The 22,809-nt window shown below is 71.6% G+C and carries 19 protein-coding genes and 1 pseudogene; 9 read left to right on the plus strand and 11 right to left on the minus strand.

Going from position 1 to position 22,809, the window contains the following annotated elements; genetic code table 11:
- Nucleotides 1–28: 28 nt before the first annotated feature.
- The 3 genes from ACNF49_RS28190 to ACNF49_RS28200 all read left to right on the plus strand — a co-directional run bounded on the left by ACNF49_RS28190 (nucleotide 29) and on the right by ACNF49_RS28200 (nucleotide 2,776).
- A complete protein-coding gene (locus tag ACNF49_RS28190) occupies nucleotides 29–2,014 on the plus strand; it encodes a right-handed parallel beta-helix repeat-containing protein (protein ID WP_482939323.1) in 1,986 nt (661 codons plus the stop codon).
- Nucleotides 2,015–2,153: 139 nt separating this feature from the next.
- A complete protein-coding gene (locus ACNF49_RS28195; protein WP_482939324.1) occupies nucleotides 2,154–2,408 on the plus strand; it encodes a DsbA family protein in 255 nt (84 codons plus the stop codon).
- Nucleotides 2,339–2,776, plus strand: a complete 438-nt coding sequence (locus ACNF49_RS28200) for a DsbA family oxidoreductase (RefSeq protein WP_482939325.1) — start codon at nucleotides 2,339–2,341, stop codon at nucleotides 2,774–2,776. The genes ACNF49_RS28195 and ACNF49_RS28200 overlap by 70 nt, the downstream gene beginning before the upstream one ends.
- 14 nt (nucleotides 2,777–2,790) lie before the next feature.
- On the opposite strand, the gene lgt is transcribed toward ACNF49_RS28200, so the two are convergent.
- Nucleotides 2,791–3,627, minus strand: a complete 837-nt coding sequence (gene lgt / locus ACNF49_RS28205) for a prolipoprotein diacylglyceryl transferase (protein WP_482939326.1) — start codon at nucleotides 3,625–3,627, stop codon at nucleotides 2,791–2,793.
- A 225-nt stretch (nucleotides 3,628–3,852) separates the two neighbouring features.
- Here lgt and ACNF49_RS28210 point away from each other — a divergent pair, with 225 nt between their 5' ends.
- Together ACNF49_RS28210 and ACNF49_RS28215 are read left to right on the plus strand one after the other, a co-directional pair.
- A complete protein-coding gene (locus ACNF49_RS28210) occupies nucleotides 3,853–4,758 on the plus strand; it encodes an RDD family protein (protein WP_357977959.1) in 906 nt (301 codons plus the stop codon).
- Nucleotides 4,759–4,871: 113 nt separating this feature from the next.
- Nucleotides 4,872–6,188, plus strand: a complete 1,317-nt coding sequence (locus tag ACNF49_RS28215; protein WP_482939327.1) for a hypothetical protein — start codon at nucleotides 4,872–4,874, stop codon at nucleotides 6,186–6,188.
- Nucleotides 6,189–6,232: 44 nt separating this feature from the next.
- On the opposite strand, the gene ACNF49_RS28220 is transcribed toward ACNF49_RS28215, so the two are convergent.
- Complete coding sequence (locus ACNF49_RS28220; protein WP_482939328.1) at nucleotides 6,233–7,387, minus strand: serine hydrolase domain-containing protein; 1,155 nt, start codon at nucleotides 7,385–7,387, stop codon at nucleotides 6,233–6,235.
- Nucleotides 7,388–7,516: 129 nt separating this feature from the next.
- Nucleotides 7,517–8,686 carry a cytochrome P450 gene (locus tag ACNF49_RS28225; RefSeq protein ID WP_482939329.1) on the minus strand — a complete coding sequence of 390 codons (1,170 nt, stop codon included), beginning with the start codon at nucleotides 8,684–8,686 and terminating at the stop codon, nucleotides 7,517–7,519.
- Between the two features lie 96 nt (nucleotides 8,687–8,782).
- On the opposite strand from ACNF49_RS28225, the gene ACNF49_RS28230 reads away from it, so the two are divergent.
- A complete protein-coding gene (locus ACNF49_RS28230; protein WP_482939330.1) occupies nucleotides 8,783–9,310 on the plus strand; it encodes a TetR/AcrR family transcriptional regulator in 528 nt (175 codons plus the stop codon).
- Nucleotides 9,311–9,473: 163 nt separating this feature from the next.
- On the opposite strand, the gene ACNF49_RS28235 is transcribed toward ACNF49_RS28230, so the two are convergent.
- The 3 genes and pseudogenes from ACNF49_RS28235 to ACNF49_RS28245 all read right to left on the minus strand — a co-directional run bounded on the left by ACNF49_RS28235 (nucleotide 9,474) and on the right by ACNF49_RS28245 (nucleotide 13,009).
- Entirely contained in the window at nucleotides 9,474–11,003 is a 1,530-nt protein-coding gene (locus ACNF49_RS28235; RefSeq protein WP_482939331.1) for an FAD-dependent monooxygenase, read from the minus strand.
- Between the two features lie 36 nt (nucleotides 11,004–11,039).
- Nucleotides 11,040–12,302 carry an erythromycin esterase family protein gene (locus tag ACNF49_RS28240; RefSeq protein WP_482939332.1) on the minus strand — a complete coding sequence of 421 codons (1,263 nt, stop codon included), beginning with the start codon at nucleotides 12,300–12,302 and terminating at the stop codon, nucleotides 11,040–11,042.
- A gap of 97 nt (nucleotides 12,303–12,399) precedes the next feature.
- A pseudogene (locus tag ACNF49_RS28245) lies at nucleotides 12,400–13,009 on the minus strand (CatB-related O-acetyltransferase).
- A gap of 268 nt (nucleotides 13,010–13,277) precedes the next feature.
- On the opposite strand from ACNF49_RS28245, the gene ACNF49_RS28250 reads away from it, so the two are divergent.
- Both ACNF49_RS28250 and ACNF49_RS28255 read left to right on the plus strand, forming a co-directional pair.
- The gene (locus tag ACNF49_RS28250; RefSeq protein WP_482939333.1) at nucleotides 13,278–14,213 is read left to right on the plus strand and encodes a GNAT family N-acetyltransferase; all 936 of its coding nucleotides are present in this window, start codon (nucleotides 13,278–13,280) and stop codon (nucleotides 14,211–14,213) included.
- 113 nt (nucleotides 14,214–14,326) lie between these two features.
- Complete coding sequence (locus ACNF49_RS28255; protein WP_482939334.1) at nucleotides 14,327–14,914, plus strand: TetR/AcrR family transcriptional regulator; 588 nt, start codon at nucleotides 14,327–14,329, stop codon at nucleotides 14,912–14,914.
- Between the two features lie 714 nt (nucleotides 14,915–15,628).
- Here ACNF49_RS28255 and ACNF49_RS28260 read toward each other — a convergent pair.
- Nucleotides 15,629–17,053, minus strand: coding sequence for an amidase (locus ACNF49_RS28260; RefSeq protein WP_482939335.1), 1,425 nt, complete (start codon nucleotides 17,051–17,053; stop codon nucleotides 15,629–15,631).
- Nucleotides 17,054–17,770: 717 nt separating this feature from the next.
- On the opposite strand from ACNF49_RS28260, the gene ACNF49_RS28265 reads away from it, so the two are divergent.
- A complete protein-coding gene (locus ACNF49_RS28265) occupies nucleotides 17,771–18,664 on the plus strand; it encodes a Gfo/Idh/MocA family protein (protein WP_482939336.1) in 894 nt (297 codons plus the stop codon).
- A 300-nt stretch (nucleotides 18,665–18,964) separates the two neighbouring features.
- On the opposite strand, the gene ACNF49_RS28270 is transcribed toward ACNF49_RS28265, so the two are convergent.
- Genes ACNF49_RS28270 through ACNF49_RS28285 form a run of 4 tightly spaced genes read right to left on the minus strand, consistent with a single transcriptional unit; the run spans nucleotide 18,965 to nucleotide 22,311 of the window.
- Nucleotides 18,965–19,921, minus strand: a complete 957-nt coding sequence (locus ACNF49_RS28270) for an SAM-dependent methyltransferase (RefSeq protein ID WP_357977995.1) — start codon at nucleotides 19,919–19,921, stop codon at nucleotides 18,965–18,967.
- The gene (locus tag ACNF49_RS28275; RefSeq protein ID WP_482939337.1) at nucleotides 19,876–20,661 is read right to left on the minus strand and encodes a cysteine hydrolase family protein; all 786 of its coding nucleotides are present in this window, start codon (nucleotides 20,659–20,661) and stop codon (nucleotides 19,876–19,878) included. The genes ACNF49_RS28270 and ACNF49_RS28275 overlap by 46 nt, the downstream gene beginning before the upstream one ends.
- Nucleotides 20,658–21,728 (minus strand): isocitrate/isopropylmalate family dehydrogenase, encoded by a 1,071-nt coding sequence (locus ACNF49_RS28280; protein ID WP_482939338.1) that lies wholly within the window; start codon nucleotides 21,726–21,728, stop codon nucleotides 20,658–20,660. Before ACNF49_RS28280 ends, ACNF49_RS28275 begins: the two co-directional genes overlap by 4 nt.
- A 52-nt stretch (nucleotides 21,729–21,780) precedes the next feature.
- Nucleotides 21,781–22,311 (minus strand): EF-hand domain-containing protein, encoded by a 531-nt coding sequence (locus ACNF49_RS28285; protein WP_357978004.1) that lies wholly within the window; start codon nucleotides 22,309–22,311, stop codon nucleotides 21,781–21,783.
- Nucleotides 22,312–22,809 lie beyond the last annotated feature (498 nt).

Below are 22,809 nucleotides of genomic sequence, written 5' to 3' on the forward strand. Positions count from 1 at the left end.
CCCGACCGTCACCTCCCAAGGAGTTGCCGTGTTCCGAGTTCTCTTACCGTGCGCTGCGCTGGTCCTGACCTTCGTGGCCGCGCCCGCCCCCGCCTACGCCGCCACCTCCTACTACGTCGACCCCGCCGGGAACGACACGGCCGACGGGCACTCCCCGTCCACCGCCTGGCGGACCCTGGACAAGGTCAACGCCCAGACCTTCCAGCCCGGCGACACCGTCCGCTTCAAGGCCGGCGGGCAGTGGACCGGCCGGCTCGCGCCGCGCGGCTCGGGCTCGGCCGGCAGCCCGGTCACCTTCACCTCCTACGGCACCGGCGCCCGGCCGTCCATCGCCGGCGGCGGCGTCGTGGACGCGGCCGTCAAGCTCGCTGACCTGCACGACGTCGTCCTGGACGGGTTCGAGGTGACCAACACCGGTTCGGGGAGCACGCCGCGCATCGGCATCGCGGTCACCGCGACCGACCTCGGCGCCGTCCCCCGGATCACCGTGCGCGGCAACTACGTGCACGCCATCCAGGGCGCCACCTCCGGATCGCAGTCCTCCAACCCGTCGGCGGGCGGGATCATCGTCAGCGCGCTGGGCAAGAACACCGCCACCTACTACCAGGACCTGCTCATCGAGGGCAACGAGGTGGCCGACTCCCGCTCGTACGGGATCGTCACCTGGTCGCAGTGGATGCAGCGCGAAGGCTGGACGTCGCTGTGGAGCGACCTCATGGGCATCCCCGCCGCCGACTACCGGCCCTGGACGCCGAGCGCGGGCGTCGTCGTCCGCGGCAACGACGTGCACGACATCTCGGCGGGCGGCATCACCGTCATGCAGGCCCAGGGCGCGCTCATCGAACGCAACCGGGTCGCCAGGACCGCCCAGAACCACGGCAACGTCGGCATCTGGTGGGCCGGGGCCGACGACACCGTCGTCCAGTTCAACGAGGTGTCCGGGACGAAGTACTGGGGCCTGGCCAGCGACGGCAACGCCTTCGACGCCGACGCCTCCGTCCACCGCAGCCTGGTCCAGTACAACTTCAGCCACGACAACGAGGGCGGCTTCTTCATCGCCGTCTCGACCGGCACCGGGCCGGCCGAGGCGACCATCCGCTACAACGTCAGCCAGAACGACGCCAACCAGGTCTTCGCCTTCTCCACCAACACCAGGAACATCGACGCCTACAACAACACCGTCTGGGTGCCGCTGACGCCGTTCATCCAGAACCATCCGGACCGGGCCTCGTTCAGCCTGGTGAAGGTGTGGAGCAGCTCGGTGAGCAACATCCGGCTGCGCAACAACGTCATCCACAACGGCGCCAACCTGCCCTACAACGACGGCGGCGCCGTGCAGTACGACCGCAACCTCTACTACTCCGGGCCGGTCCCCGGCGGTGACAGGGCGGCCCTGTCCGGCAACCCGCTGCTGACCGCGCCCGGCACCGCCACCACGCTCGCCGACCTGTCCGGCTACCTCCCGGCGGCGTCGTCCCCGGTCCTGCGGCAGGGCCTGGAGATCGCCTCCGACGGCGGCCGCGACGTCTCCGGCACGGCCCTGCCTTCGGGCATGCCCGACCTCGGCGCCGCCCAGCGGACGGCGGGCGCCGGCCTGTCCGAGCCGGCCGCGACCGTGACCACCTCCTTCGGCAACGGCCAGAGCACCACCCCCGCCGCCCTCACCGACGGCTGGGACTACACGACCTGGGCCAGCCCGTCCTCCGGCGTCACCTATCCGGGCACCGTCACGCTCACCTTCCCCAACCCCAGGACGGTCGGCGAGGTCGTGCTGGCCACCCACTTCGGCCAGGGCCAGGGCATCACCTCCCTCGACGTCCAGACCTGGAACGGCTCGGCGTGGGTGACCCAGACGGCCGGCGCGGCGATCAGCTGGGCGAGCAGCACCGCCACGGTGGAACGCCGGTCGGTGCCGCTGCCCGCGCCGGTCACGACCACCCAGGTGCGCCTGGTCGTCAAGGCCGCCAACCACACCTGGGGCAATCTGTCCGTCAGCGAGATCACGACCCGCTGAGCCCGTCCCTCACCGAGGTCGCGCCGGGGCTCCCGGCGCGACCTCCCCGCCGCCGGGTTGACCTCAACCGCGGTTGAGATTGCACGATGTCCCGGACACCCCCCGTCTTCCGACCGCTTTCCCGACGGACAGGACGTTCATGAAGCTTGAGATCTATGCCGACGTGCTGTGCCCCTGGTGCTACATCGGCAAGAGACGCCTGTCCCGCGCGCTGGCCGGGCACCCGGCCCGCTACGGCGTCGAGATCCTCTGGCGCAGCCTCGAACTCGCGCCCGAGGAGGGCCGGACCCCCGGCCCGACCGCCGCCGAGGCCATGGCGGGCTGGTGGGGGAGCAGGCTCCCGCCCGCGTCGCCCACATCCGGGAGCTGGGCGCGGCCGAGGGCCTGGAGCTGAACCTGCACCTGGCCCGGCCGGTGAACACCTTCGACGCCCACCGGCTGGTCAAGCTGGCCGCCGGCCGCGGACGGGCCGAGGAGATGATGGAGGCTCTGCTGTACGCGTACCACACCGAAGGGCTCAACGTGGCCGACGCGGAGGTCCTGCGGCGCCTGGCCGGCCAGGCCGGGCTGGACGACGCGGAGGTGCGCGCCGTCCTGGCCGGCGACGAGCACGCCGAGCAGGTGCGCGCCGACCGGCGCCGCGCGGCCGAGCACGGCGTCACCGGCGTGCCCAGCCTGGTGATCGACGGCCGTCCGCCGGTCTCCGGGGTCCAGCCGGTCGCCGACCTTCGACGGCTGCTCGACCCGGCCCCGGCCGGCTGACGCCGTCCCGGCCGTCAGCGGCTGTGTTCCAGGGCCGGTTCGTTCTCCTTGTGGCGGGTCGCCCAGAGGAAGATCAGCGCGCCGGCGAACAGCACGATCGAGGTCCACTGGTTGATCCGCAGGCCCAGGAGCGTCACCGCGTGGTCCACGCCGCCGACCGGGTCGATCCGCAGCCCCTCGATCCAGAAGCGTCCGGCGGTGTAACCGGCGACGTAGAGGGCGAACAGCCGGCCGCGGTCCGGCCTCAGCCGCCGGCCGGCCAGGATCAGCACGAAGCCGAGGGCCACGTCCCACAAGGACTCGTACAGGAACGTCGGGTGGTAGAGCGTGCCCGGCAGGCCGCCGTGCGCCTGGTCGATCTCCAGGCCCCACGGCAGGGTGGTCGGGCTGCCGTACAGCTCCTGGTTGAACCAGTTGCCCCAGCGGGCGATGGCCTGCCCGAACGCGATGCCGGGCGCGATCGTGTCGGCCACCGGCCCGAGGGGCAGCCCCCGGCGGCGGCAGGCCAGCCACACGCCCACGCCGCCCAGGGCGACCGCGCCCCAGATGCCGAGCCCGCCCTCCCAGACGAACAGCGCCTGGTACGGCTCCTTGATCGCGCGCGGGCCGAAGTAGGTCTGCCAGTCGACGAGGACGTGGTACAGACGGCCGCCGACCAGCCCGAAGATCACCGCGGGCATCGCGATGTCGCCGATCGTGCCCCGCTCGCCGCCCCGGGCGCGCCAGCGGCGCTCGCTCAGCCAGATGCCGAACCCGATGGCGACGATGAAGCACAACGCGTAGGCCCGGATCGGGACGAATCCGAGATACCAGACCCCTTGGGCAGGGCTGGGAATCGAGGCGAGGGGCATGCCGGTGACGCTAGCCAACGAACGCCCCCCGGAGCCGTTCCCGTGACCTGATCGCGAGCCATCCGCGACCACCCCGCGAACATTCCCCGACGGCCCGTGCGCCTCCCGCGACACCCCCGAGGCCGCCACGCCCGGCGCCCCCACCCCGCCCCTACCCGTCCGGCCGCCGCGCGGGTGTCCTCCGGCCCGTCAGCGCTAGGGTGTCGCGAAAAACGGAGATCATTCGTGTCGCGATCCACTCCGCTCGCCTGGCTGCTCTCCCTGGCCGCCGCCGCTTACCCCACGTGGGACCTGCACCAGCCCGAGGACGGCGGCGAGTACACCATTCACGGCTGTGTGGGCGCCTTCTCCGGCCACGGCCGCGAACTCGCGCACCTGGTCTCGCCGCCGCTGGCGGACGCCTACGGCCTGGCCTGCTCGGCCCTTCAGTGGGGAGTGCCCGCGCTCGCCGTCCTGGCGGGATGGCTCATGTCGGCCGGCACGCGCGACGGTGGCATGATCGGCCGCCGCGTGGCCGGCCTGCTCACCCTGCTCGCGGTCGCCGGGCCGCTCAGCCCGTCCTACACCGCCGACGACGGCTGCTCGACCATCCCCGTGCTGACCAACGACTGGTTCGCGGCCGTGGCGAACGCGTACGGGCCATACGAGTCGGCCCTCCTGCTCTCCGCCCTGCTGGTTCTGGCGGCCACCGGGACCGGTGGGCGGCCCGTCCCGGACGGGCTCACCGGTCGCCGGGCGGTGGCCTTCGCGTTCGACTACCTGTTCTTCGTGACCTTCCTGGCCGCCCTCGAACCGAGGTGGAGTCGTCTGGACTTCGGGCTGCGGAACTGGGTGCGGCTCGACGAGCCGACGCCCCTGATCGCCGTGGCCGCCATGTTCCTGTACGTCCTGAGCGGACGGACGTTCGGCAAGCAGCTCATGCGCATCCGCGTCGTCTCCGACACCACGGGACACTGGCCGGGCGGGCGCCGGGCGGCCGTCCGGGCGCTCGTGTTCCCCGTGCTCGTCTGCCTGCCGGAGTTCGGGCTGATCGTGCTGCTGGTGGACGGCCTGTGGGCGGTGCCGGACCCGGCGGCCCGCACCCTGCGTGACCGCCTGGCCGGCACCCGGGTCGTCCGCGATCTGCCCTGACGGAAGGAATCTACATTGTAAAGGCGTCCGGTCGTATCAGGACCGGCCCAGGGCCGCTCCGGGACAGGGCAGGGCACCCGACGCCGGGTGCGGGGATCAGGAGGAGAAGCCCCATGCCGATCGACTACACGTTCGTGAGACTTGAGGATCTGCGGCTGCCGCAGCCGCTGAACGCCGACGTCGCCGCGCTGATGGTCAAGGAGAGCGGCCTCGCCACGGCGGACGTCGCCTTCCCGGACGGACGGCTGACCGACCCGGAACGCCACGCCCTGACGTGGCTGCTCGCCTCGTACGTCCCGCGGCCGTACCGCACCCAGACCAACCACCAGATCCTGCCCCTCACGGCCACCACCGTCGGCCAGGTGATCCTCGCCTACGGCGAGGGCCGCCACGCGACCGCGACCCTGGTCGGGCGCGGCCTGCCGGCCGGTGTCGAGCCTGTCAGCCGCGACCTGAACCAGCTGGCGCAATCGCTCACGAACACCTACGGCCTCGCCGGGATCACCGGCCCGTGGACGGTCGAGGAGCTGGTCAAGCTGCACGAAGCGCTGCGGCTCGTCCCCGTCGCCGACCGTCCCGCGCTGCAGGGCGTCGAGATCCAGCGGGTGGGTGGACTCGCCGGCGCGGACGGTCACGACAAGGGCAAGTTCAGCTACGAAAGAGGCCCCTGGGCCGGATCGCCCGGCACGCTCAAATTGGCGGACGCGATCTTCCGGGAGGACGGGATCGGCTTCTACGGCGGCGTCACCTCGCGTGGCTGCCTGCCGAGCGTGCGCGACATCCTGCACGAGGTCGGCCATGCCGTGGAGAGCGCCGCGTGCCGGGTCGACTCCTGGAACAACGCGGCCCGGGTCGTCCAGGGCGCCGGTGGGCAGCGGTACCGCCCGTTCGCGCGCGTCCCGGATGACGTGGTGACCGAGGCCCTCCAGCTCAACACGGACAACACCGCGCTGAACAAGCTCGGCGCCAAGCTCTCGGGCGCCACCGCCAAGGCCGAGTACGACGCCCTGCTCGACGCGATCGAGAAGGTCCAGGAGTGGATCGAGGCGGGCGAGCAGGGCGTCTACCAGCCGGAGAACGCGTTCGTGCAGCTCAAGAACGACGTGACGGCCAAGGTGACCCAGGCGACCTGGCAGACCTACCGCGACGAGGTCGTCCGGTGGTGCGACGCGCAGATCCTCGAGGCTCGCTGGCGGGCGAAGTACAGGACGCCGCAGGGTCGCGACATCACCCCGTGCCTGCGGAACTTCGTCACGTTCGTGAGCAAGGAGAACGTGGGCCAGGACCTCACCCCGTACGCGCGGACCTCGGCGGGGGAGCTGTTCGCGGAGACGTACGCGTTCTGGATCGTCGATCCCGGGGCCGTGGAGAGGCACAACCAGCGGCTTCGTGCCTACTTCGACGACTTCCAGTACCGGCGCGCGGACTGAGCCCGGCTCCACGTCCGGCCACGGCGGTGACGGCGCGGGCACGTTCACGCACGGCTGCCACCTCGGGTGCGAGGACCCATGACCTGCCGGCTGAAGGCGGCCAGGGCGGCATCGATCGGGTGGGGCCGGGGCCTGCCCGACGAGTCCGGCCTGTTCCATCTCGCGAGGTTCGTCGTGATGGACATCTGCCGCCTGCCGTCGTCGCGGGTCAGCGACATCGTCGTGGCTCCCCAGACCGTGCCGCCGTGGCCCCAGCAGGTGCCGCCTCCCGGGATCTCGACCCTCTGCAGGCCGAGGCCATAGTCGATCATCTCCCCGGTGTGGGCGCGGACCGGGACCGTGCGGTGCATCTCCGCGAGGAGGGACAGGCCCACGATCTCGCCGCAGAGCAGCAGGCCGTAGAAGGTGTTGAGGTCCTCCATGGTGGACACCAGGGAGGCCGCCGTCCGCACCCAGGACATGTCGTACACGCTGTAGTCGCGGGGCGGGTCGATCATGCCGAAGAACGACTCGTAGATCCGCGGGTGCGGTTCCTCGATCCGCGGCCCGCCGGGGAAGGCGGTGTTGCGCAGCCCGGCATGTTCGATGACGTGCCGGGTGACGTACCCCTCGGCCGTGGCACCGGTCACGTGCTCCAGAAGCCGGCCGAGGATCATGTAGTTGGTGTTGGAGTAGACGCCGGGCGAGCCGCCGGGCTCGCCGGTCGGGGGCGCCGCGAGCCCCATCCTGATCAGCTCGGCCGGGGGGAAGTACGTGAACCGGTTGCCGTCCAGGCTCGCCGGCGAGATGTCCGGCAGGGAGGGGAATCCGCCCAGTGACGGGAACGCGGCGGGAAGATACTCGGCGATGCCGCTGGTGTGGTTGAGCAGCATCCGGACGGTGATCCGCTGCCCGCGCCCGCCCGGCACCAGCCGGGGCAGGTAGCGGCCGATCGGGGCGTCGAGCTGGATGTCGCCCCGCTCGGCCCGCTGCAGGACGGCGGCCGCGACGAAGGTCTTGGTGATGCTGCCCACACGCTGCACCATCCCCGGCTCGACGGGACGGCCGGTCTCCACGTCGGCGACCCCGGCGGCACCCCGCCACACCCGGCCGGCGTCGCGCACTTCGGCGTACACGCCCGGCACTCCCGCGCGGCGCACGCCGTCCAGCGCGGAATCGAGAACCTCCGACCGCTTCCGGTCGTTCACTGCTGATCTCATGCCCGTCATGATGGCCGCGCCGCCGTCCGGTGGCGTCCTGCCGGCGGAGTGACCTGTCGCTACCGCCGGGGGATCAGTGGACGGCCGGCTACGACGCCGGGAGTAGTCCGAGCCGGTCCGCGGAGTCCGTCACCAGGTGACCGGCAGCCTCTCCAGGCCCGATCCGCGGGTGGTGGTCAGTTCGCCGGCCGGTGCGGCCAGGGTGAGCGTGGGGATGCGGGTGAACAGGGCGCGGAAGGCCGTCTCCAGTTCGGCGCGGGCCAGGTTCTGTCCGAGGCACTGGTGGATGCCGTGGCCGAAGGTGAGGTGTCGTCCGGCTGGCCGCCGCACGTCCAGCTCCAGGGGGCGGTCGAGCAGCGCCTCGTCGCGGTTGGCGACGGAGGTGACGATCAGTACGCCGTCGCCCTCGCGGATGAGCTGCCCGCCGATCTCGACGTCCTCGATCGCGACCCGGGGGAGTGTGCCCTCGCCGGCGACGTACCGCAGGAGCTCCTCCACGACGCCGGGCCACGCGGGCGTGCCGTCGCGTACGGCGGCGAGCTGTTCGGGGTGTTCGAGCAGCGCGAGTGTGCCCAGCGAGATCATGCTGGAGGTGGTGACGTGGCCGGCGATCAGCAGGACGAGCGCCAGCCCGGTGACCTCGTCCAGGTCGGTCGCGCCCTGCTCGGCCTGATGGGCGAGCAGGGCGTCGATCAGGCCGTCGCCGGGGGCCGACTGCTTGGCCCGCACCAGGTCCTCGAGGTAGCGGCCGAGTTCAGCCATGGCCGCCGGGGCCTGCTCGGCGTCGTGCCGGAGCCTGGCCTGCCGCTCGAAGAAGGCATGGTCCTCGTACGGGACGCCGAGGAGCTCGCAGATCGCCAGCGAGGGCACCGGCAGGGCGAAGCCGGCCACCAGGTCGGCGGGCGGCCCGGCGGCCAGCAGGGCGTCGAGCCGCTCGTGCACGAGGTGTTCGAGCCGGGGACGCAGCGCCGTGACGCGCCTGACGGTGAACGCGGAGATCAGCGCCCTGCGCTGTCGCTGGTGCTCCTGCCCTTCGGCGCCGAGCAACATCGGCCGGGTGCGCGGGCCGGGTGTGAACGGAAGCGGCAGAGGGGAGCCGGGGTGCGCGCGGTCGGCGGTCAGCCGGGGGTCGGCCAGCAGGGCGCGGCCCTCGGCGTATCCGGTCACCGCCCAGGCTTGGCGCCCGTCGGGCAGCCGGACCTTCGTGACAGTGCCGGGGCCGTGGCCGTCGGCCGGGAGGTACGGGCAGGACTTGACGGTCGGCAGGCCGGGCAGGCCGCCGGTGGCGGGTTCCGTCATGATCTTCTCACCCTCCATAAGATGCACAACGTATCTAATCCCACTTCGCACGCTAGCACAGATAAGATTCGAAGCGCATCTTAAGGAGTTGGTTCGATGACGCCCACGCGCCGACGGGGACAGCGGCTGGACGACGCCATCCTCGACGCGACCTGGCAGATCCTGCACGAGGCCGGATACGCCAGGCTGACGTTCGAAGCGGTCGCGGCGGTGGCCGGCACCAGCCGCCCGGTGCTCAGCAGGCGCTGGCCCACCCGGGCCGAGCTCGCGCTCGCGGCCATGGAACGCGCCGCGCCGCCCGTCGCCGCGGTGCCGGACACCGGCGGCCTGCGCCCGGACCTGATCGATCTGCTGCGGGAGGCCGTCAACGGGTTCGGCGCCGTCCGCGGCGAGGTGCTGGCCGGGTTGCTCGCGGAAACGGCCCGTGACCCGGACGCCGCCGCCGCGGTGCGCGCGTGGATCGCACGCTCCACGACCGGGCCCGCGATGGCCGCCATCCTGGCGCGCGCGGCCGGGCGGGGGAGATCCCCACCGCCGACCTTCCCGCGCGGGTGCTCCGGCTGCCCTTCGACCTGGCACGCAACGAGGTGGTCCTGGGCGGCCTGCCGCTCGCCGACGACGTGATCGCCTCCATCGTGGACGACGTCGTCCTCCCGCTCGTCGGCGCGGCGGGGCGGGAGCGGCCGGCGTCCGCGAGCGGGTCACAGGATTCCTGATCCTCTGGTCCCAGTGGCGCCTACCCGACCGGGTACGAACCTGCCCGCACCCGGTCGGCTTCCGGTCCACGTCAGGGGGTGCCGAACCAGACGGAGAGCGCTTCGCGCAGCGCCGGTACGGCGGTGTCGGCGGGTTCGTCGACGGATGCGGCCCAGGCGATGTGGGCGTCCGGCCGGATCAGCAGGGCGTCGGACGGTCGCCGGTCGGTCCTGGCGGTGTGGACGTCGACACGCTGTCCCCAGGGACGGGCGGCCTCGCGAAGGCCGGGGCGGTCGGCGAGGTCGAGGAGGACGGGCCGGGCGGGATGCAGGAGTTCGGCGACGCGGGTGGTTCCCTGGCCGGTGTTCAGGGTGAGGTCGGGCGCGAATGTCCCGGCCAGGGGGTGGGGGTTCGTGCCGGGCATCGGGTAGCGGATGTCGGCGCCCGCGACCATGGATCCCATACGGCGCAACGGCTGCTCGTCGGTGAGCAGCTCCTGGAACATCTCCCGGAGCGCTTCGGCGGCCGCGTCGTGCCCGCGTCGCAGCGCGACCTGGGCGCGGGTGTGCAGCATGGTGCGGGCGCCGGCGAGGTGGCGTTCGGCGTGGTAGGTGTCCAGCAGGCCGTCCGGCGCCCGGCCGTGCAGGTCGGCGGCCAGTTTCCAGGCCAGGTTGACCGCGTCCAGCAGGCCGGCGTTGAGCGCCACGCCGGTGGCGGGGAACAGATGCGCCGCGTCCCCGGCCAGCAGGATGCGCCCGGCGCGGTAGCGCTCGGCCTGGCGGGCCTTGAAGGTGAAGCGCGACAGCCGGGTCGATCCCGCCAGTGGCAGGTGCACGCCGAGCACGCGACGCAGGCTGTCCTGCAGTTCGGTCAGGGGCATCGGGACGTCGTCGTCGTACTCGGTGGTCTCGTCCTCGATGGTGTAGAGGGAGACGCTCGGGGCGCCGGGTGAGGAGCCGACGCCGAGCAGGCCCTGGTCCGTGCGGGTGAAGCCCGCGCGGACCGTGCCGAATCCGGGGACGTCCAGATCGCCGGTGTCCAGCACGGTGACCTCGTCGGGCAGGGTGACCTGGGCCAGCCGGTTGACCTCGGGGTAGACGGTGCCGGGGAAGCCGATGCCGGCCCAGTCGCGGACGCGGCTGCGCGCGCCGTCACAGCCGACCAGGTAGCGGGCGCTGACCTGGTACGGTCCGTCCGGGCCCCGCACGTCCACCCTCACCCCGGCGTCGTCCTGGTTCACGCCGGTCACCTCGTGCCCGCGGTGCACGTCCACGCCGAGCTCGCCGGCGCGTTCGTCGAGCAGCCGCTCCAGGTGCTGCTGCGGCAGCGGCAGCGCGTGCAGCGGCGGGTCCGCCAGCCGGGTGAGGTCCAGGTGCACCCCGCCGAACGGGAACCGGGGTGCCGGGGCGGGGCCGGGGCAGGCGGCCTGGAAGCGTTCCAGCAGGCCCCGGTAGCGCAGCAGCTCCAGGATCTGGCCGCCGAGGCCGCCGGCCTTGGGGGTGTCGCGGCGGTTCGGATGCCGCTCCAGCACCAGCGGCCGCACCCCGGCCAAGCTCAGTTCGATCGCCAGCATGAGGCCGGTCGGTCCGGCTCCCACAATGATCACGTCGGCGTTCTTCATCGGTCACTTTCCTTGCGATCTGTCGGGTGTCGGGTTTCAGAGGTCGGCGACGGTGGAGGTCGGGGTGTTGAGGATGCCGTCGAACGCCTCCAGGACGGGCGTGTGCACGTAGGCGCTCTGGATCCGGATGCGGTCGGGGCCGGCGATCCCGTGCGCCTGGCGCAGGTCGGCGATGCTGAGCCCGAGTCCGGCCTCGGCGAAGGCGGCCTCGACGCTGCCCGGCTCGGGCGGCTGCAGCGGGGTGTCGTCGACGGCGAAGCCGAAGCGCGCGTTCTCGTCGGGGCGCATGTCGGCGGTGTGTCCGGCGGGGCTGGTCAGGGCGAGGGCGACGTAGTCGTCGCCCAGGCGGTCGTGCAGGTGCAGCCCCATGGGCAGCCCCGTGAGCCGGCCGTCGAAGGAGACCGGCGTCTTCTGGATGTGGGCGTTGTGGGCGGCCAGCACGATGCGGGCCTCGGGGCCGGAACGTTCCAGATGCCACTGGACCGACCCGGCCATGTAGACGTCCCTGGCCGAGGTGTCGGCGGTCAGGCCGGTGCCGGCGTACAGACCGGCCATGGCGCGAAAACCGTAGTCGGCGCTGCAGGCGGCCTCAAGGCGGCGCAGGGCGAGGTCGTAGCCGGGCCGGTCGGCACGGGCGAGGTACAACGCCTCCACGGCACGAAAGCGCATGTGCAGCCGCATCAGGATCGCGCTGAGAGCGTCCTGCTCGGCGGTCGCCAGGCGGGTCCAGGCCGGTGCGGCCGAGGCCGCGGAGGCGCCGGCGAACGACCCGGCGATCCGCATCGCCTCCTCGATCATCGGGAGGGTCTCGGGATCGACCTGGCGCAGGTAGTCGGCGACCGGGGCCAGGGCGGGAAGCAGGGACCCGCCGGCCGCCGGGACGTCGATCCCGGCGAAACGCACCGGCTCGGCCGCTGCGGCGTTGTGCCGGCGCATCCAGCGCAGCGGCTCGGCGACCCCCACGGGGATCGCCGTGGCGAGCCGGGCCGCCAGCTCGTCGTCCGTGCCTTCGCCCTGCGCCCAGGCGTCCAGGGGGACGCCCTCGCTGAAGCCGTACTCGAAGGCCAGGACGGTGAAGCCGCAGCGCTCGGCCAGGAACCGCAGGATGCGCCGGCGCATGACCGAGAACTCGGTGATGAAGTGGGAATTCTCGCCGACCGCGACGACGCGCGCGTCGCCGACGACGTCGCGCAACGGCTCCAGGTCGTCGAGCGGAGCCTCAGGGTCGAGGTGGGTGAGCGGGACGGCGTGGCCGCGAAGCCAGTCGGCGAACGGGTCGCGGCGGGATGAAGCGGGCATGGGGACAGCTCGATTCTGATCGTGGAAGGTGAAGGAACGACAGATGGAGGCGCGTGACACCGTAGGCGCAGGCGTCACCGGAGCCCGGCGGCGCGTCCTACCGCCTGCGGGGCGCCGCCTCCTCCAGCTCCGCGACGCTGCCGGACATGATCGTGGCGACGTGCCGGGTGAGGTGCTGCAGCGGCCAGTCCCACCAGGCCAGCGCGAGGAGACGGGTGATGTCGGCGTCACTGTGGCGACGTCGGATGAGCCTGGCCGGGTTGCCGCCGACGACGCCGTAGTCGGGCACGTCGTCCACGACCACGGCGCCGGAGGCGATGATCGCTCCGTGGCCGATGCGGACGCCGGGCATCACCGTCGACCGGTAACCGAGCCAGACGTCGTTGCCGACCACGGTGTCACCCCGTCCGGGCAGGCCGGTGACGAGGCCGAAGTGCTCGGCCCAGGAACCACCCATGATCGGGAAAGGGAAGGTCGAGGGGCCGTCCATGCGGTGGTTGGCGCCGTTCATGATGAACCGCACGCCCTCACCGAGCGCGCAGAACTTGCCGATGATCAGTTTCTCCGGGCCGTAGTGGTACAGCACATTGCGGGTCTCGAAGGCGGTCGGATCATCGGGGGTCGTCGTAGTAGGAGAACTCGCCGACGTCGATCAGCGGTGCGGTGATCAGGGGCTTGAGCGGCACGACTCGGGGCTGCTCGGGCATGGGATGCAGCACGGTCGGGTCAGGGGGGACGGGCTTCACGCGATCGTCTTCTTCTCGTGAGGTGGCGACGAGGTGGTCTTGCACTTCTTATGAGTACGGAACGTTCCGTACCGATAGGATGATGTCCAGGGCGGGCTACCGCTGTCAAGTACGGAACGTTCCGTACCGATAAGGTGTCGGCGGAACCGGCACGCCCGGAGCGGGACGACCGGGATGTCCCACACCGAACGGGCGGTCACCGGACCCGCTTCCACTTTCTGGAGGATCTGTGATTTTCCGTCCCACGGTCGAGGCTGATCTCGACCGCCTGCTCGGCTGCGTCGTCGATGAGGGCATCAGCTGGGCCCATCCTGAACGGCTGCTGTCCTTCCTCGAATCCGGCGACTACCGCCACGCGTGGATCTGGGTCGCCGAGCAGAACGGCGAGATCTTGGCCCGCGCCGTGTGGTGGGGGTCGCCCGACGCCGGCAAGCCTCTCGCGCTGGACTGCCTCTACGTCCACCCGTCGGTCGATGACCCCATCGGCCTGGCCGCCGACCTGCTCGGTCACGCCCACGCCGGCTACGAGGACAAGCCCGCGTACCATGTGTTCGTCTCGAACGGCTGGCGCGACGACCCCACGTCCGCGGCCGCGATCGCCTGGCGCTGGACGGCCGCGGGCCGCGCGGGGCTGACCGAGGAGCTGGAACGGCTACGCTACGAGTGGACCGCCAAAGCCGAGGTGCCCAAGCCGTCGGGCCGGCTGGAGTTCCGCGGCGAGGACGACGACGAGGTGTTCGTCGAGGCGTTCCGCCGGGTGGCCGTCGGCACGCTCGACCACCACACCCGCGAAGCCCTGGTCACCATGGACCCGGACGCGCAGGCCCGCCAGGACGTCGCCGGGTACCGCTCCATGCCTGGTGAGCGCTCCTGGTGGCGCCTGGCCTACACCGGGGACGGCGAACTGGCCGGGGTCGCGCTGCCGTCGGCGAACGGCGGCGGCCCGGTGGTCGGCTACCTCGGCGTGGTGCCCGAGCACCGCGGCCGGGGCTACGTGAACGACCTGCTCGGCGAGATCACCCGCAACCACGCGGAACGCGGCGTGCAGCGGATCGTCGCCGACACCGACGCGGGCAATGTCCCGATGGCCCGCGCCTTCGAACGCGCCGGCTACCGCAATTTCGCCGTCCGCCTGGTCCTGTCCCCACCCCCGTCCCATACCTGATCGGCCGCCCGGCGCCGGACAGGGCGGGTACGCGCCCAGCCGTACCCGCGCCGGAGCCCGTGCCCTGCAGTCCGCCGCCCGTACGGAACGCGCCGTACCGATAAGGTGTCGGCATGACCGACACGCCCCACCGTCGCGGTGCCGACCGGACCGAGGCCATCATGCGGGCCACGCTGGAGCTCGGCCAGGAGATCGGCTACGCCAAACTGAGCATGGAGGCGGTCGCCGCCCGAGCGGGCGCCAGCAAGCAGACCATCTACCGCCGATGGCCGTCCAAGGCGGCTCTGTTGTTCGACTCGCTGTTGTCGGTGAACGGGCCTGCCCTGGACTACCCTGACAGCGGCGACATCGTGGCCGACTTGCGCGCCCAGATCCACTCGGCCGTTGATCTGCTGGCCGGGCCGCCCGTCGGCCCGTTGTTCAAGGCCCTGATAGGTGAGGCCCAGCACGATCCCCAGATCGCCGCCGCGCTCAACGAACGCTTCATCGCCCCACAGGCGGACAAGACCGTCGCCCGCTTGAAGACGGCCCGCGACCAGGGTCAACTGTCGCCCGCCTTCGACCTCGCCCTGGCGATGGCGATCCTGTCCGGCCCGCTGTACTTCCAGCTCCTGATCACACAGGAACCACTGACTCACGAGTACGTCGACCGGATCCTCGACGCCCTCTTCACCGGCATCGGCCCCACCCGCGCACACTGACGTCCCACGTCATCCCGGCGACCTGTCCCTGCGGAGTGTGTCGGGGCCTCGGCCTCTGACGACGACCTGAGTGATCGACGGGTGCCGCAAGATCGTCTGCCCGTCCACCGGCGTGAAGGCGGGAACGGCCGCGAGGCTGCCCCGGCTCCTGCGGAAGCCGAACCCGTCGCCGATCTCGGACGAGCCGTTCGAGTCGGTGGCCGGGGGCGGCGCCGGTAACCGGATCAGGGCAGAGGGGGAGCCGGCGCGGTCCATCTGTCGTCCGCCGAACGCGGGCTCAGGCGCAGGATCTCCGCGTCAAGGACTTCGACCAGGCAGGGACGGCGTCGGTGTGCTGCGGGCGGGTGCCGGGCGAGAGCTCACGCCCCCGGCACGAGCTCCTGTCCGCCCAGTCGTCCGCGTCGGGCAGCACGCCCACCTTCGAGTACGCCTTGTAGCGGTGTATCTCGCGTCAGACAGGGTCGTACTGAGCGGCATGTGGTTGAGCCTTTGCAAGGCAGTGGTGTCGCCCGTCTTTCCCCCGAGCCAGGAATCGCGTTCACGCGGCGCGGCCGTTCACAGGTGCTCGCGATGGGGCTCACCGTCATCCGCCATGCCGGAGCAACGGCCCCCGGCACCGGACGCGAGGGCGACTACGACCTCAAGCGGGTGTGACCTGCCCCCGCTCGACGCCGAGCCGCCCTCGCCCACGGCCTCAGAGAGACCGCCTGCCCATCACCCGGACAGACCGCCCGCGAAGATCGGCGGAACCCGGTCCCGCCACGGCATCGCCCGTTCCAGGTGCGCGGCGACCTGGAACAGCAGGTCCTCGCGCCCGTACGCGGCGGCGAGCTGCACGCCTATGGGCAGCCCGCCCGCGCTCTGCCCCAGCGGCAGGCTGATCGCCGGCTGCCCGGTGGTGTTGAACAACTGCGTGAACGGCCCGAACCCGGACAACGTCTCCAGCCATCCCCGCAGCGTCTGATCGGGATCGTCGTACCGCAACGTGCCGTGCGGCACCGGCAGACGGCCCAGGGTGGGCGTGACGAGCAGGTCGTACCCGGTGAAGAAGGCCGCCGCCGACCGGGTGACCCGGTTCTGGGCGTCGAAGGCGGCCAGCATGTCCAGCGCGGTGGCCTGCCTGGCCGCCTTCAGGAACTCCCGCGAGACCGCCTCCATCCTGGCCTCGTCGGGCTGCCGTGGCGCGAGCAGGCACGGGGAGGCGACTCCGACGGCCTCGATGATCCACGCCCTCATGGCGTCCTCCCGGTCGACCGCCGGGCTCGCCTCCTCCACGACGTGCCCCGCCTGCTCCAGCACGCGGGCCGTCGCGACCGCCGCCGCGGCGACCTCCGGGTCCACGTCCGTGCCCATCCAGGAGGTGGTGGTCAGCGCGACCCGCAACCGGCCCGGATCCGTCACGAGCTCCCGCGCGTACGACCCGCGCGGCGGTGGCGCGGTGTACTTGTCGCCGGTCCCAGGCCCGTGGACCGCGTCCAGCAGGCGGGCGGCGTCGCGGACCGTGCGTGTGAGCACGAACTCGTCCGCCATGCCGAGGACCAGCTCACCGGCCTCCGGGCCGCAGGGGCCGCGCCCACGGCTCAGCTTGAGCCCGACCAGCCCGCAGCAGGCGGCCGGGATCCTGGTCGAGCCGGCGCCGTCGCTGGCGTGCGCGACCGGCACGGCCCCGGCCGCCACCAGCGCCGCGGCGCCGCCGCTCGACCCGCCCGCGGTGCGGCCGAGGTCCCAGGGGTTGCGTACGGGCCCGTAGCGCACAGGCTCGGTGGTGAAGCTGACGCACAGCTCAGGCACCGTGGTCAGGCCCAGCGTGACAAGGCCGGCGGCGCGGAACCGCGTCATCAGGTCGGTGTCGCGCCGGGCGAGGACGCCGGGATAGGCCCGGCTGCCCAGCGTGAACGGCACCCCTTCGGCCACCGGCCCGTGATCCTTGATGAGGAACGGCACCCCCGCGAAGGGGCCGTCGGCGGCGTGGTCGAGCGCCGGCGAGAACACCGGCAGCGCCAGCCCGTTCACGTGTTCGTCAACCTGCGCCAGCGCCTGGCGGGCCGCCGTCTCGACCTCGCCGGCGCCGGCCTCGCCCGTCCTGATCAGGTCGCGGAGGCCGGTGGCGTCGTACCTGGCGTACTCATGGATGTCCATGGAAAGCCCTTCTCCGGGCGCGCTCGGGCGCCCGCACGTCGATCGTCTGAGGGAAGAGTCAGAGGGTTGCCGACAAGGGGGTGACGGCTCCTGGGCCGTCCCCCTGCCGGTGATCGACGTGTTCCTACGCTCGGTACATCACCGGCCATGCTCGCAGCGACCGGCCCTCAGGTCCACCGAGTTTTCCGCCAGGGTCAGGCGACCGGGTTCCTCATGGCGGCACGAACACCTCGCTCAGACCGATGATGCTCGGACCGGAGAGCAGGACGCCCGGCTGCAACTGCCCGTCCACGCCGAGCAGGACTGGCGCACCCCCACGGACTGCGACCGGAAACCACAAACTACGGGCCGGCCCGGCTGTACGCTCCCGGCCGACCGCTCCGGAACCGGAGGCCGAGGAGCGGCTTCGGTCATGGGGACCAGGAGCGGGGTTGCCCTCGTGCCCCAGGAATGGCTTTGCTTCTGGCGGCCAGGCGTGGGTTGCCCCGGTGTCTCAGGGATGGCTTCGCCTCTGAACACCAGGGGCGGGGTTGCCCGCGTGCTTTCAGAACTGGGTTCGCTTCTGGGGGCCAGTCGTGGGGTTGCCCTGGCGTGCCAGGAGGGCGTTTGTCCCCGAGGTCCAGGAATGGGTTCACCCCTGAGGGGCCCGGGGCGGTTCCCGCGGCCCTGACATGATGTGGATCATTTCCTGATATATCGCCCATTTGGAGGAAAGCTGTGCGCATCGCGCTCGCCGGGCTCGCCACCAGCCATCCGTACACCGACGCCCGCACCCTCGCCCGCCACGCCGAGCTGGCCGTCTGGGAGCCCGACGCCGAGCGGCTGCGGCGCTTCACCGAGGAGCATCCCGAGGCGAAGGTGGCGGGCGACCTCGACGAGCTGCTGGCAGGGGATCCGGACGGCGTCGTGCTGACGCTGCCCAACCCCCGCGTGCCCGCCGCGCTCGAGCAGGTGCTGGAGACCGGCGTGCCGTGTTTCGTGAACAAGCCCGCCGCCGCGACCAGGGAGCAGCTCGACGCCCTGCGCCGGCTGCCGGTGCACGATCGGGTGATGTCGGGCTCGGTGCTGCGTTTCGCGCCCGCCTTCGCCGAGGTCCGCGCCGACGCACAGGACGTGCTGTCGGTACGGGCGACGGTCCGGCACGACGTGGGCCAGTGGGCCGACGGCTACAACGCCTGGCAGGACACGCCCGGCGAGGGCGGCGGGACGATGGTGACCATGGGCATCCACGGCGTCGAGCCGCTGGTCGCCCTGCTGGGCCCGGACGTGCGCCTGGTCGGGGCCGCCGGAGCCAGACGGCACTACCGCACACTCAGGTCGGAGGACACCGGCGTCCTGGCACTGCAGTGGGCGAACGGGACAGTCGGAACGGTCGAGATCCTGGGCGTCTCGGACGACAACGCCTACACGGTGACCCTCCACGGCCGGCACGGCAGCGAGTCCGTCGTGATCGAAAGCGGCCCCGACCCGGTCCACAGCCTGGGATACGTCCGGACGATGGAGGCGTTCCTCAGCATGGTGCGCGGCGGCCCGAGCCCGGTGCCGTGGGCCGAAACCATCGCAATCCTGGACATCCTGATCTCGGCCCGAGAACACACACCCACCACCTGAGAACCACCCCAACCACCAAGCCACCCGGCGGACACCAAGCACGAAGCCCCGCCCCGAACCAACCCACACCCCGACGGCCACAGCCCGGCACAAGTCCTCGGCCGCGCCACCTGGGCCACCGCGCTCCCCGACCGTTCACGATCGCCACCGTCCGGAGTCCCACCGTCCGGGGGCGCCACCGTCCGGGGTTGCCGCCGTCCGGGGCCGCCGCCGCGCCGCCGGTCGGGGTTGCCGTCGGACGGGAGCGCCTCGTGGGCGGGGGCATCGGCGTCTGGTTGTGGCTGGTTCGGGAGCCGGCTGTCAGCAGTCGCGGTACGTCGGCACGGAAACCCCCAGCACGTGGCTCTGTCGTGGTTTGTCGGCGAACACCCAGCGGTTGGTGGCCAAGGCGTCGTCGGGTTCGGGCAGGGGGCCTCGACCATGCTGACGGGTGAAGTCGAAGGGCGTGCGGACGGTGGCGGACCAGCCCCGCCCCCTCAGCAGCCCGATGGAGTCGGGACGCGGCTTCCTGTCGAACAACGCGAGCAGATCCACGCCGATCTGTGCCTTGGTCGCCGCGTAGACCGGGTTGGCGCGGACCGCCGGCGACCCCAGCCCGAGCTTGGCCTCGAATGCCAGGACGCTGCCTTCGGCGCTCAGGACGTCGATGGTCCGCTGGAGCCGCCGTTCGACCTCCGGATCCAGGTAGAGCAGGAGCCCCTCGGCCAGCCAGGCAGTCGGCGCGTTCGCGTCGAAGCCCGCGGCCAGCAGCGCGCCGGCCCAGTCGTCGCCCACGTCGGCCGCGACCACCCGACGCCGTGCCGCCGGGACGACCGGAACCGGGGGAGACGGCTCGACGGCGAGCGAGGCGAGCACGTGCTCCTTGAACGCCAGCACCCCCGGCCGGTCGATCTCGTACACGACCTGTCCCCGAGGCCAGCCGAGCCGCAGAGCCCGCGTGTCGAGCCCCGCGCCGAGCAGGACGACCTGCCGGACGCCCGCCTTGGCCGCGCGCAGCAGGAAGTCGTCGAGGACCCGGGTGCGCAGACCGAAGTAGCGCCCGAGCCTGCCCCAGAGAGGGTTGGCGTCGCCGCCGGGCACGTGCTGCGGACGGGTCGGCCAGGCGGCCGACGCGGCGGAGGCGCGTACGAAGTGTTCGGCGTAGGGGTCGGCGGCCAGCGAGTCGGGGCGGTGGGTCTCGATCGCCCGCGCGGCGGCGACCATGAGCGCGGTCAGGCCGACGCCGGTGTCGATCTCGAGCTGTCGGTTGTCCGGCACGTGCTCTCCTCTCGGGCCGGTCGACCGGCCGCTGACACCGCGGCGGTCTCCTGTTCCGGGATCCACGAGCCTGGGACGTCGTGGGAGGTGAGATGGGCGCCGTAGAGGGCGGCCATGAAGCGCAGGATCTCCGAGTCGGGCAGGTGGCGGCTGGCGGTGCAGTCGGTCAGCACCGTGATGTGGAAACCCTTCTGGAACGCCGTGCGGGCGGTGGTGTCCACGCAGACGTCGGTGTACAGGCCGGCGAAGACCAGGCGGACGATGCCGCGCCCGCGCAGGTGCCGCTCGAAGCCCTCGCTGAGGAAGGCGTCGAAGCAGGCCCACTTGGTGAAGACCGGCTCCCCAGGCGCGGGCTCGACCTTGTGGAACTGCGCGCCCCAGGTGCCTTCAAGGCATTTGAGCGGTTTGCCCTGGGCGAGGTCGCGCCGCCGCCAGCTCGGCCCCTGATGCTCGGCGTCACCGACGAAGCGGACGAAGACCACGTCCATGCCGCGGGCTCGCGCCGATGCGAGGGCCTTGGCCGTGTTGGCCGCGGCCGCCTCCAGAGCCGCAGGGTCACCGGCGTAACGGGCACGGGCGGTGAGGCCGGTACAGAAGTCGTTCTGCAGGTCGACGACGACCAGGGCCGCACGTTCGCTGGAGGACTGGCGCTCCTCGGCGGCCAGGCCGGCACGTTCCTGGTGTTCTCCGGTGTCCCTGTTGGCACGTTCCTCGAGGGGCTCGGGCTGCTCGGCGGTCATGAGTCCGCCATCAGGACCGGGCGGGCCGTGGGCTCCAGGGCGTCGAGGAGGGCGTCGACCACGCCGGTGGTGGAGTGTCGTCCGCCGGCGTCAGGGGTGGCGACGCCGTGGCGGTCGAGCGCCATCAGGGCGCGCTCGACCATCCGCACCGCTCCGGCGCACCCCGCGTGCCGCTCGGCGATGGCCGCCGCGGCCCGGACCGTGGCCACCGGATTGACCCTCCCGGTGTCCGCCAGGTCGTCGGCGGAGCCGTGCACGGTCTGGTACTCGACCAGACCGCACGCGTCGGGATGCAGGTAGACGTTCTCGGTGCAGCGGTTCTCCTGCCGCTCGGAGCCGAAGCGGTCGAGCAGCACCACGTGCATGATGTCGGCCCACTCGTTGCCCGCGATGATCACCGTGCGGGGGCGGGGGCCGCGTTCGATGAGGTTGCGGTTGACGGTGTCGGGCTGGAACAGGCCGATCTGCACGCCGTGGCGCGCGGCGCTCTCGGCCACCCACTCGTCGAGCGCGCCGTCGAGCAGGTGGAATTTGTAGGCCATGACGATCTCGTCGATGCGGCCGTCGGGCCACTCCTGCCGGGCCCGGCGCACGGCCAGCGCGATGACCTTCTCGGTGATCTCCCTGGTGAAGGTCATCGTGCGGACGAGCGCGCCGGGAAGATGCACGTTCTCGCCGGTGTAGAAGCCCTGGGCCTGGTCCCTGACCAGCAGCAGCGACGCCCCGGCCGTGGTGATGGCGTCGATCTTCACCGCCTGCAGGCGCTGGCGGACCAGGTAGAGCGACTGGGCGTTGATCGCCGTACGGAAGACGGCGGGGACCCCGGCGGCCGCCAGCGAACGGCAGAAGCGCGTGTAGTGGTCGGCGTCCTGCCGCGTGCTCTCGCGGATCTCCTCGGCCTCCGCGCCGGCCTTCAAGGACACGTAGGAGTGATAGATCCGCTCAGAGCGGGTGAGGGCCACCTTCGTGCCGCAGGCGTCGGCGATCCCGGCCAGCACCCGCTCGAAGACGGCCGCGAGCTCGGGGCCCGTTCCCTGGCCGATGGCAAGTCCGATGACTGGTTCCACTACTGCTCCCTTTTCGTCGTCGAAGGCCGGACGCACCGGCTCGTGGCGGCCGTCAGCTGGACTCTCCGAGCAGGAGGTCGCCCGCGATGTCCGCCTTCTCGGGGCTGTAGTACTCCTTGATGCCCTCGGCCCAGACCGGGACCTTGACCTGGTCGTCCTGGGAGGGGCCGAACGCGTCGAAGAGGGTGTTGACATTGCGCCGCTTGAAGCCGATGGCGGTCATGAGCGCCATGAAATCGGTGCGGTGGATGAGGCCGTCGCCGTCGGGGTCACCCAGCTCTGCCAGCGCCTCGGCGAAGTCGGTCAGCGCGTCGTCGAAGCGCTCGGGGGAAAGGACGCACGCGCTGTACTCCTCGAAGCTGATGCGGCCGTCTTTGTCCAAATCGAGTTCCTCGGCAAGAGTTGTCCAGTAACGACGGAAAGCGTCACTGATCGCGCTCTTGGCGGCTTCGGTGGAACGAGGGGAAGCCGCCAATACGCGGTTGGCCATGCGGTCGAAGTCTTCGGCCTCAAGGTAACCGGTGCCGTCGGCGTCGAACAGGGTGAAGATGAGCTTTACTCGGTCGATGGCCGCGTCTTGCATGCCTGTCACCTTTCTTCGGCGGGGTCCGGGTGCAGACTCTATAACGGAACCTGGCGCGCGGGTGACCAGGTCTTTGGCGGCGAGGGAAACCTAAAATCCAGCATTTGGAATAATTCGCCAGAAAGCCTCGCTGGGTGACAAAGGCGGAGAACTCATGCGATTTCCGCACCCGCGGCGCGCGGGGAGCGCCGGGAAGTTGGGGATATTTCGTGTTATATGGGGATTTGCGACTCGCGCTTCGGGGGCACCGTGTTTCCGTATCCCGGGCGCTAGTTTTTCATGTCCCGGGGTGAGGGTGGGGGGAGGAGCGTCCCGGATGGGGGTACCCTTGGCGCCTTTCTGGTGATTGCGCGTGCCGGCGCGTCGTCCTCGTCGCCGCGTCCCGAGGCGGCACCTGGGCCCGACATGTTTCGGGCGTGCAGACGGTGTGGAATGGTCGCTTGGGTCCGCCGGAATGCTCTCCTAGGCGGGACTCGAAGGCGTGCCACGGTATTCGCC

Source organism: Actinomadura sp. ATCC 39365, from assembly GCF_054392275.1.

What these genes read in the sequence shown, in the direction of transcription:
- ACNF49_RS28195 (WP_482939324.1), top strand. Translation starts at nt 2,154, where the DNA reads ATGAAGCTTGAGATCTATGCCGACGTGCTGTGCCCCTGGTGCTACATC.
- lgt (WP_482939326.1), bottom strand. Translation starts at nt 3,627, where the DNA reads ATGCCCCTCGCCTCGATTCCCAGCCCTGCCCAAGGGGTCTGGTATCTC.
- ACNF49_RS28215 (WP_482939327.1), top strand. Translation starts at nt 4,872, where the DNA reads ATGCCGATCGACTACACGTTCGTGAGACTTGAGGATCTGCGGCTGCCG.
- ACNF49_RS28220 (WP_482939328.1), bottom strand. Translation starts at nt 7,387, where the DNA reads ATGAGATCAGCAGTGAACGACCGGAAGCGGTCGGAGGTTCTCGATTCC.
- ACNF49_RS28225 (WP_482939329.1), bottom strand. Translation starts at nt 8,686, where the DNA reads ATGACGGAACCCGCCACCGGCGGCCTGCCCGGCCTGCCGACCGTCAAG.
- ACNF49_RS28230 (WP_482939330.1), top strand. Translation starts at nt 8,783, where the DNA reads ATGACGCCCACGCGCCGACGGGGACAGCGGCTGGACGACGCCATCCTC.
- ACNF49_RS28235 (WP_482939331.1), bottom strand. Translation starts at nt 11,003, where the DNA reads ATGAAGAACGCCGACGTGATCATTGTGGGAGCCGGACCGACCGGCCTC.
- ACNF49_RS28240 (WP_482939332.1), bottom strand. Translation starts at nt 12,302, where the DNA reads ATGCCCGCTTCATCCCGCCGCGACCCGTTCGCCGACTGGCTTCGCGGC.
- ACNF49_RS28255 (WP_482939334.1), top strand. Translation starts at nt 14,327, where the DNA reads ATGACCGACACGCCCCACCGTCGCGGTGCCGACCGGACCGAGGCCATC.
- ACNF49_RS28260 (WP_482939335.1), bottom strand. Translation starts at nt 17,053, where the DNA reads ATGGACATCCATGAGTACGCCAGGTACGACGCCACCGGCCTCCGCGAC.
- ACNF49_RS28275 (WP_482939337.1), bottom strand. Translation starts at nt 20,661, where the DNA reads ATGACCGCCGAGCAGCCCGAGCCCCTCGAGGAACGTGCCAACAGGGAC.
- ACNF49_RS28285 (WP_357978004.1), bottom strand. Translation starts at nt 22,311, where the DNA reads ATGCAAGACGCGGCCATCGACCGAGTAAAGCTCATCTTCACCCTGTTC.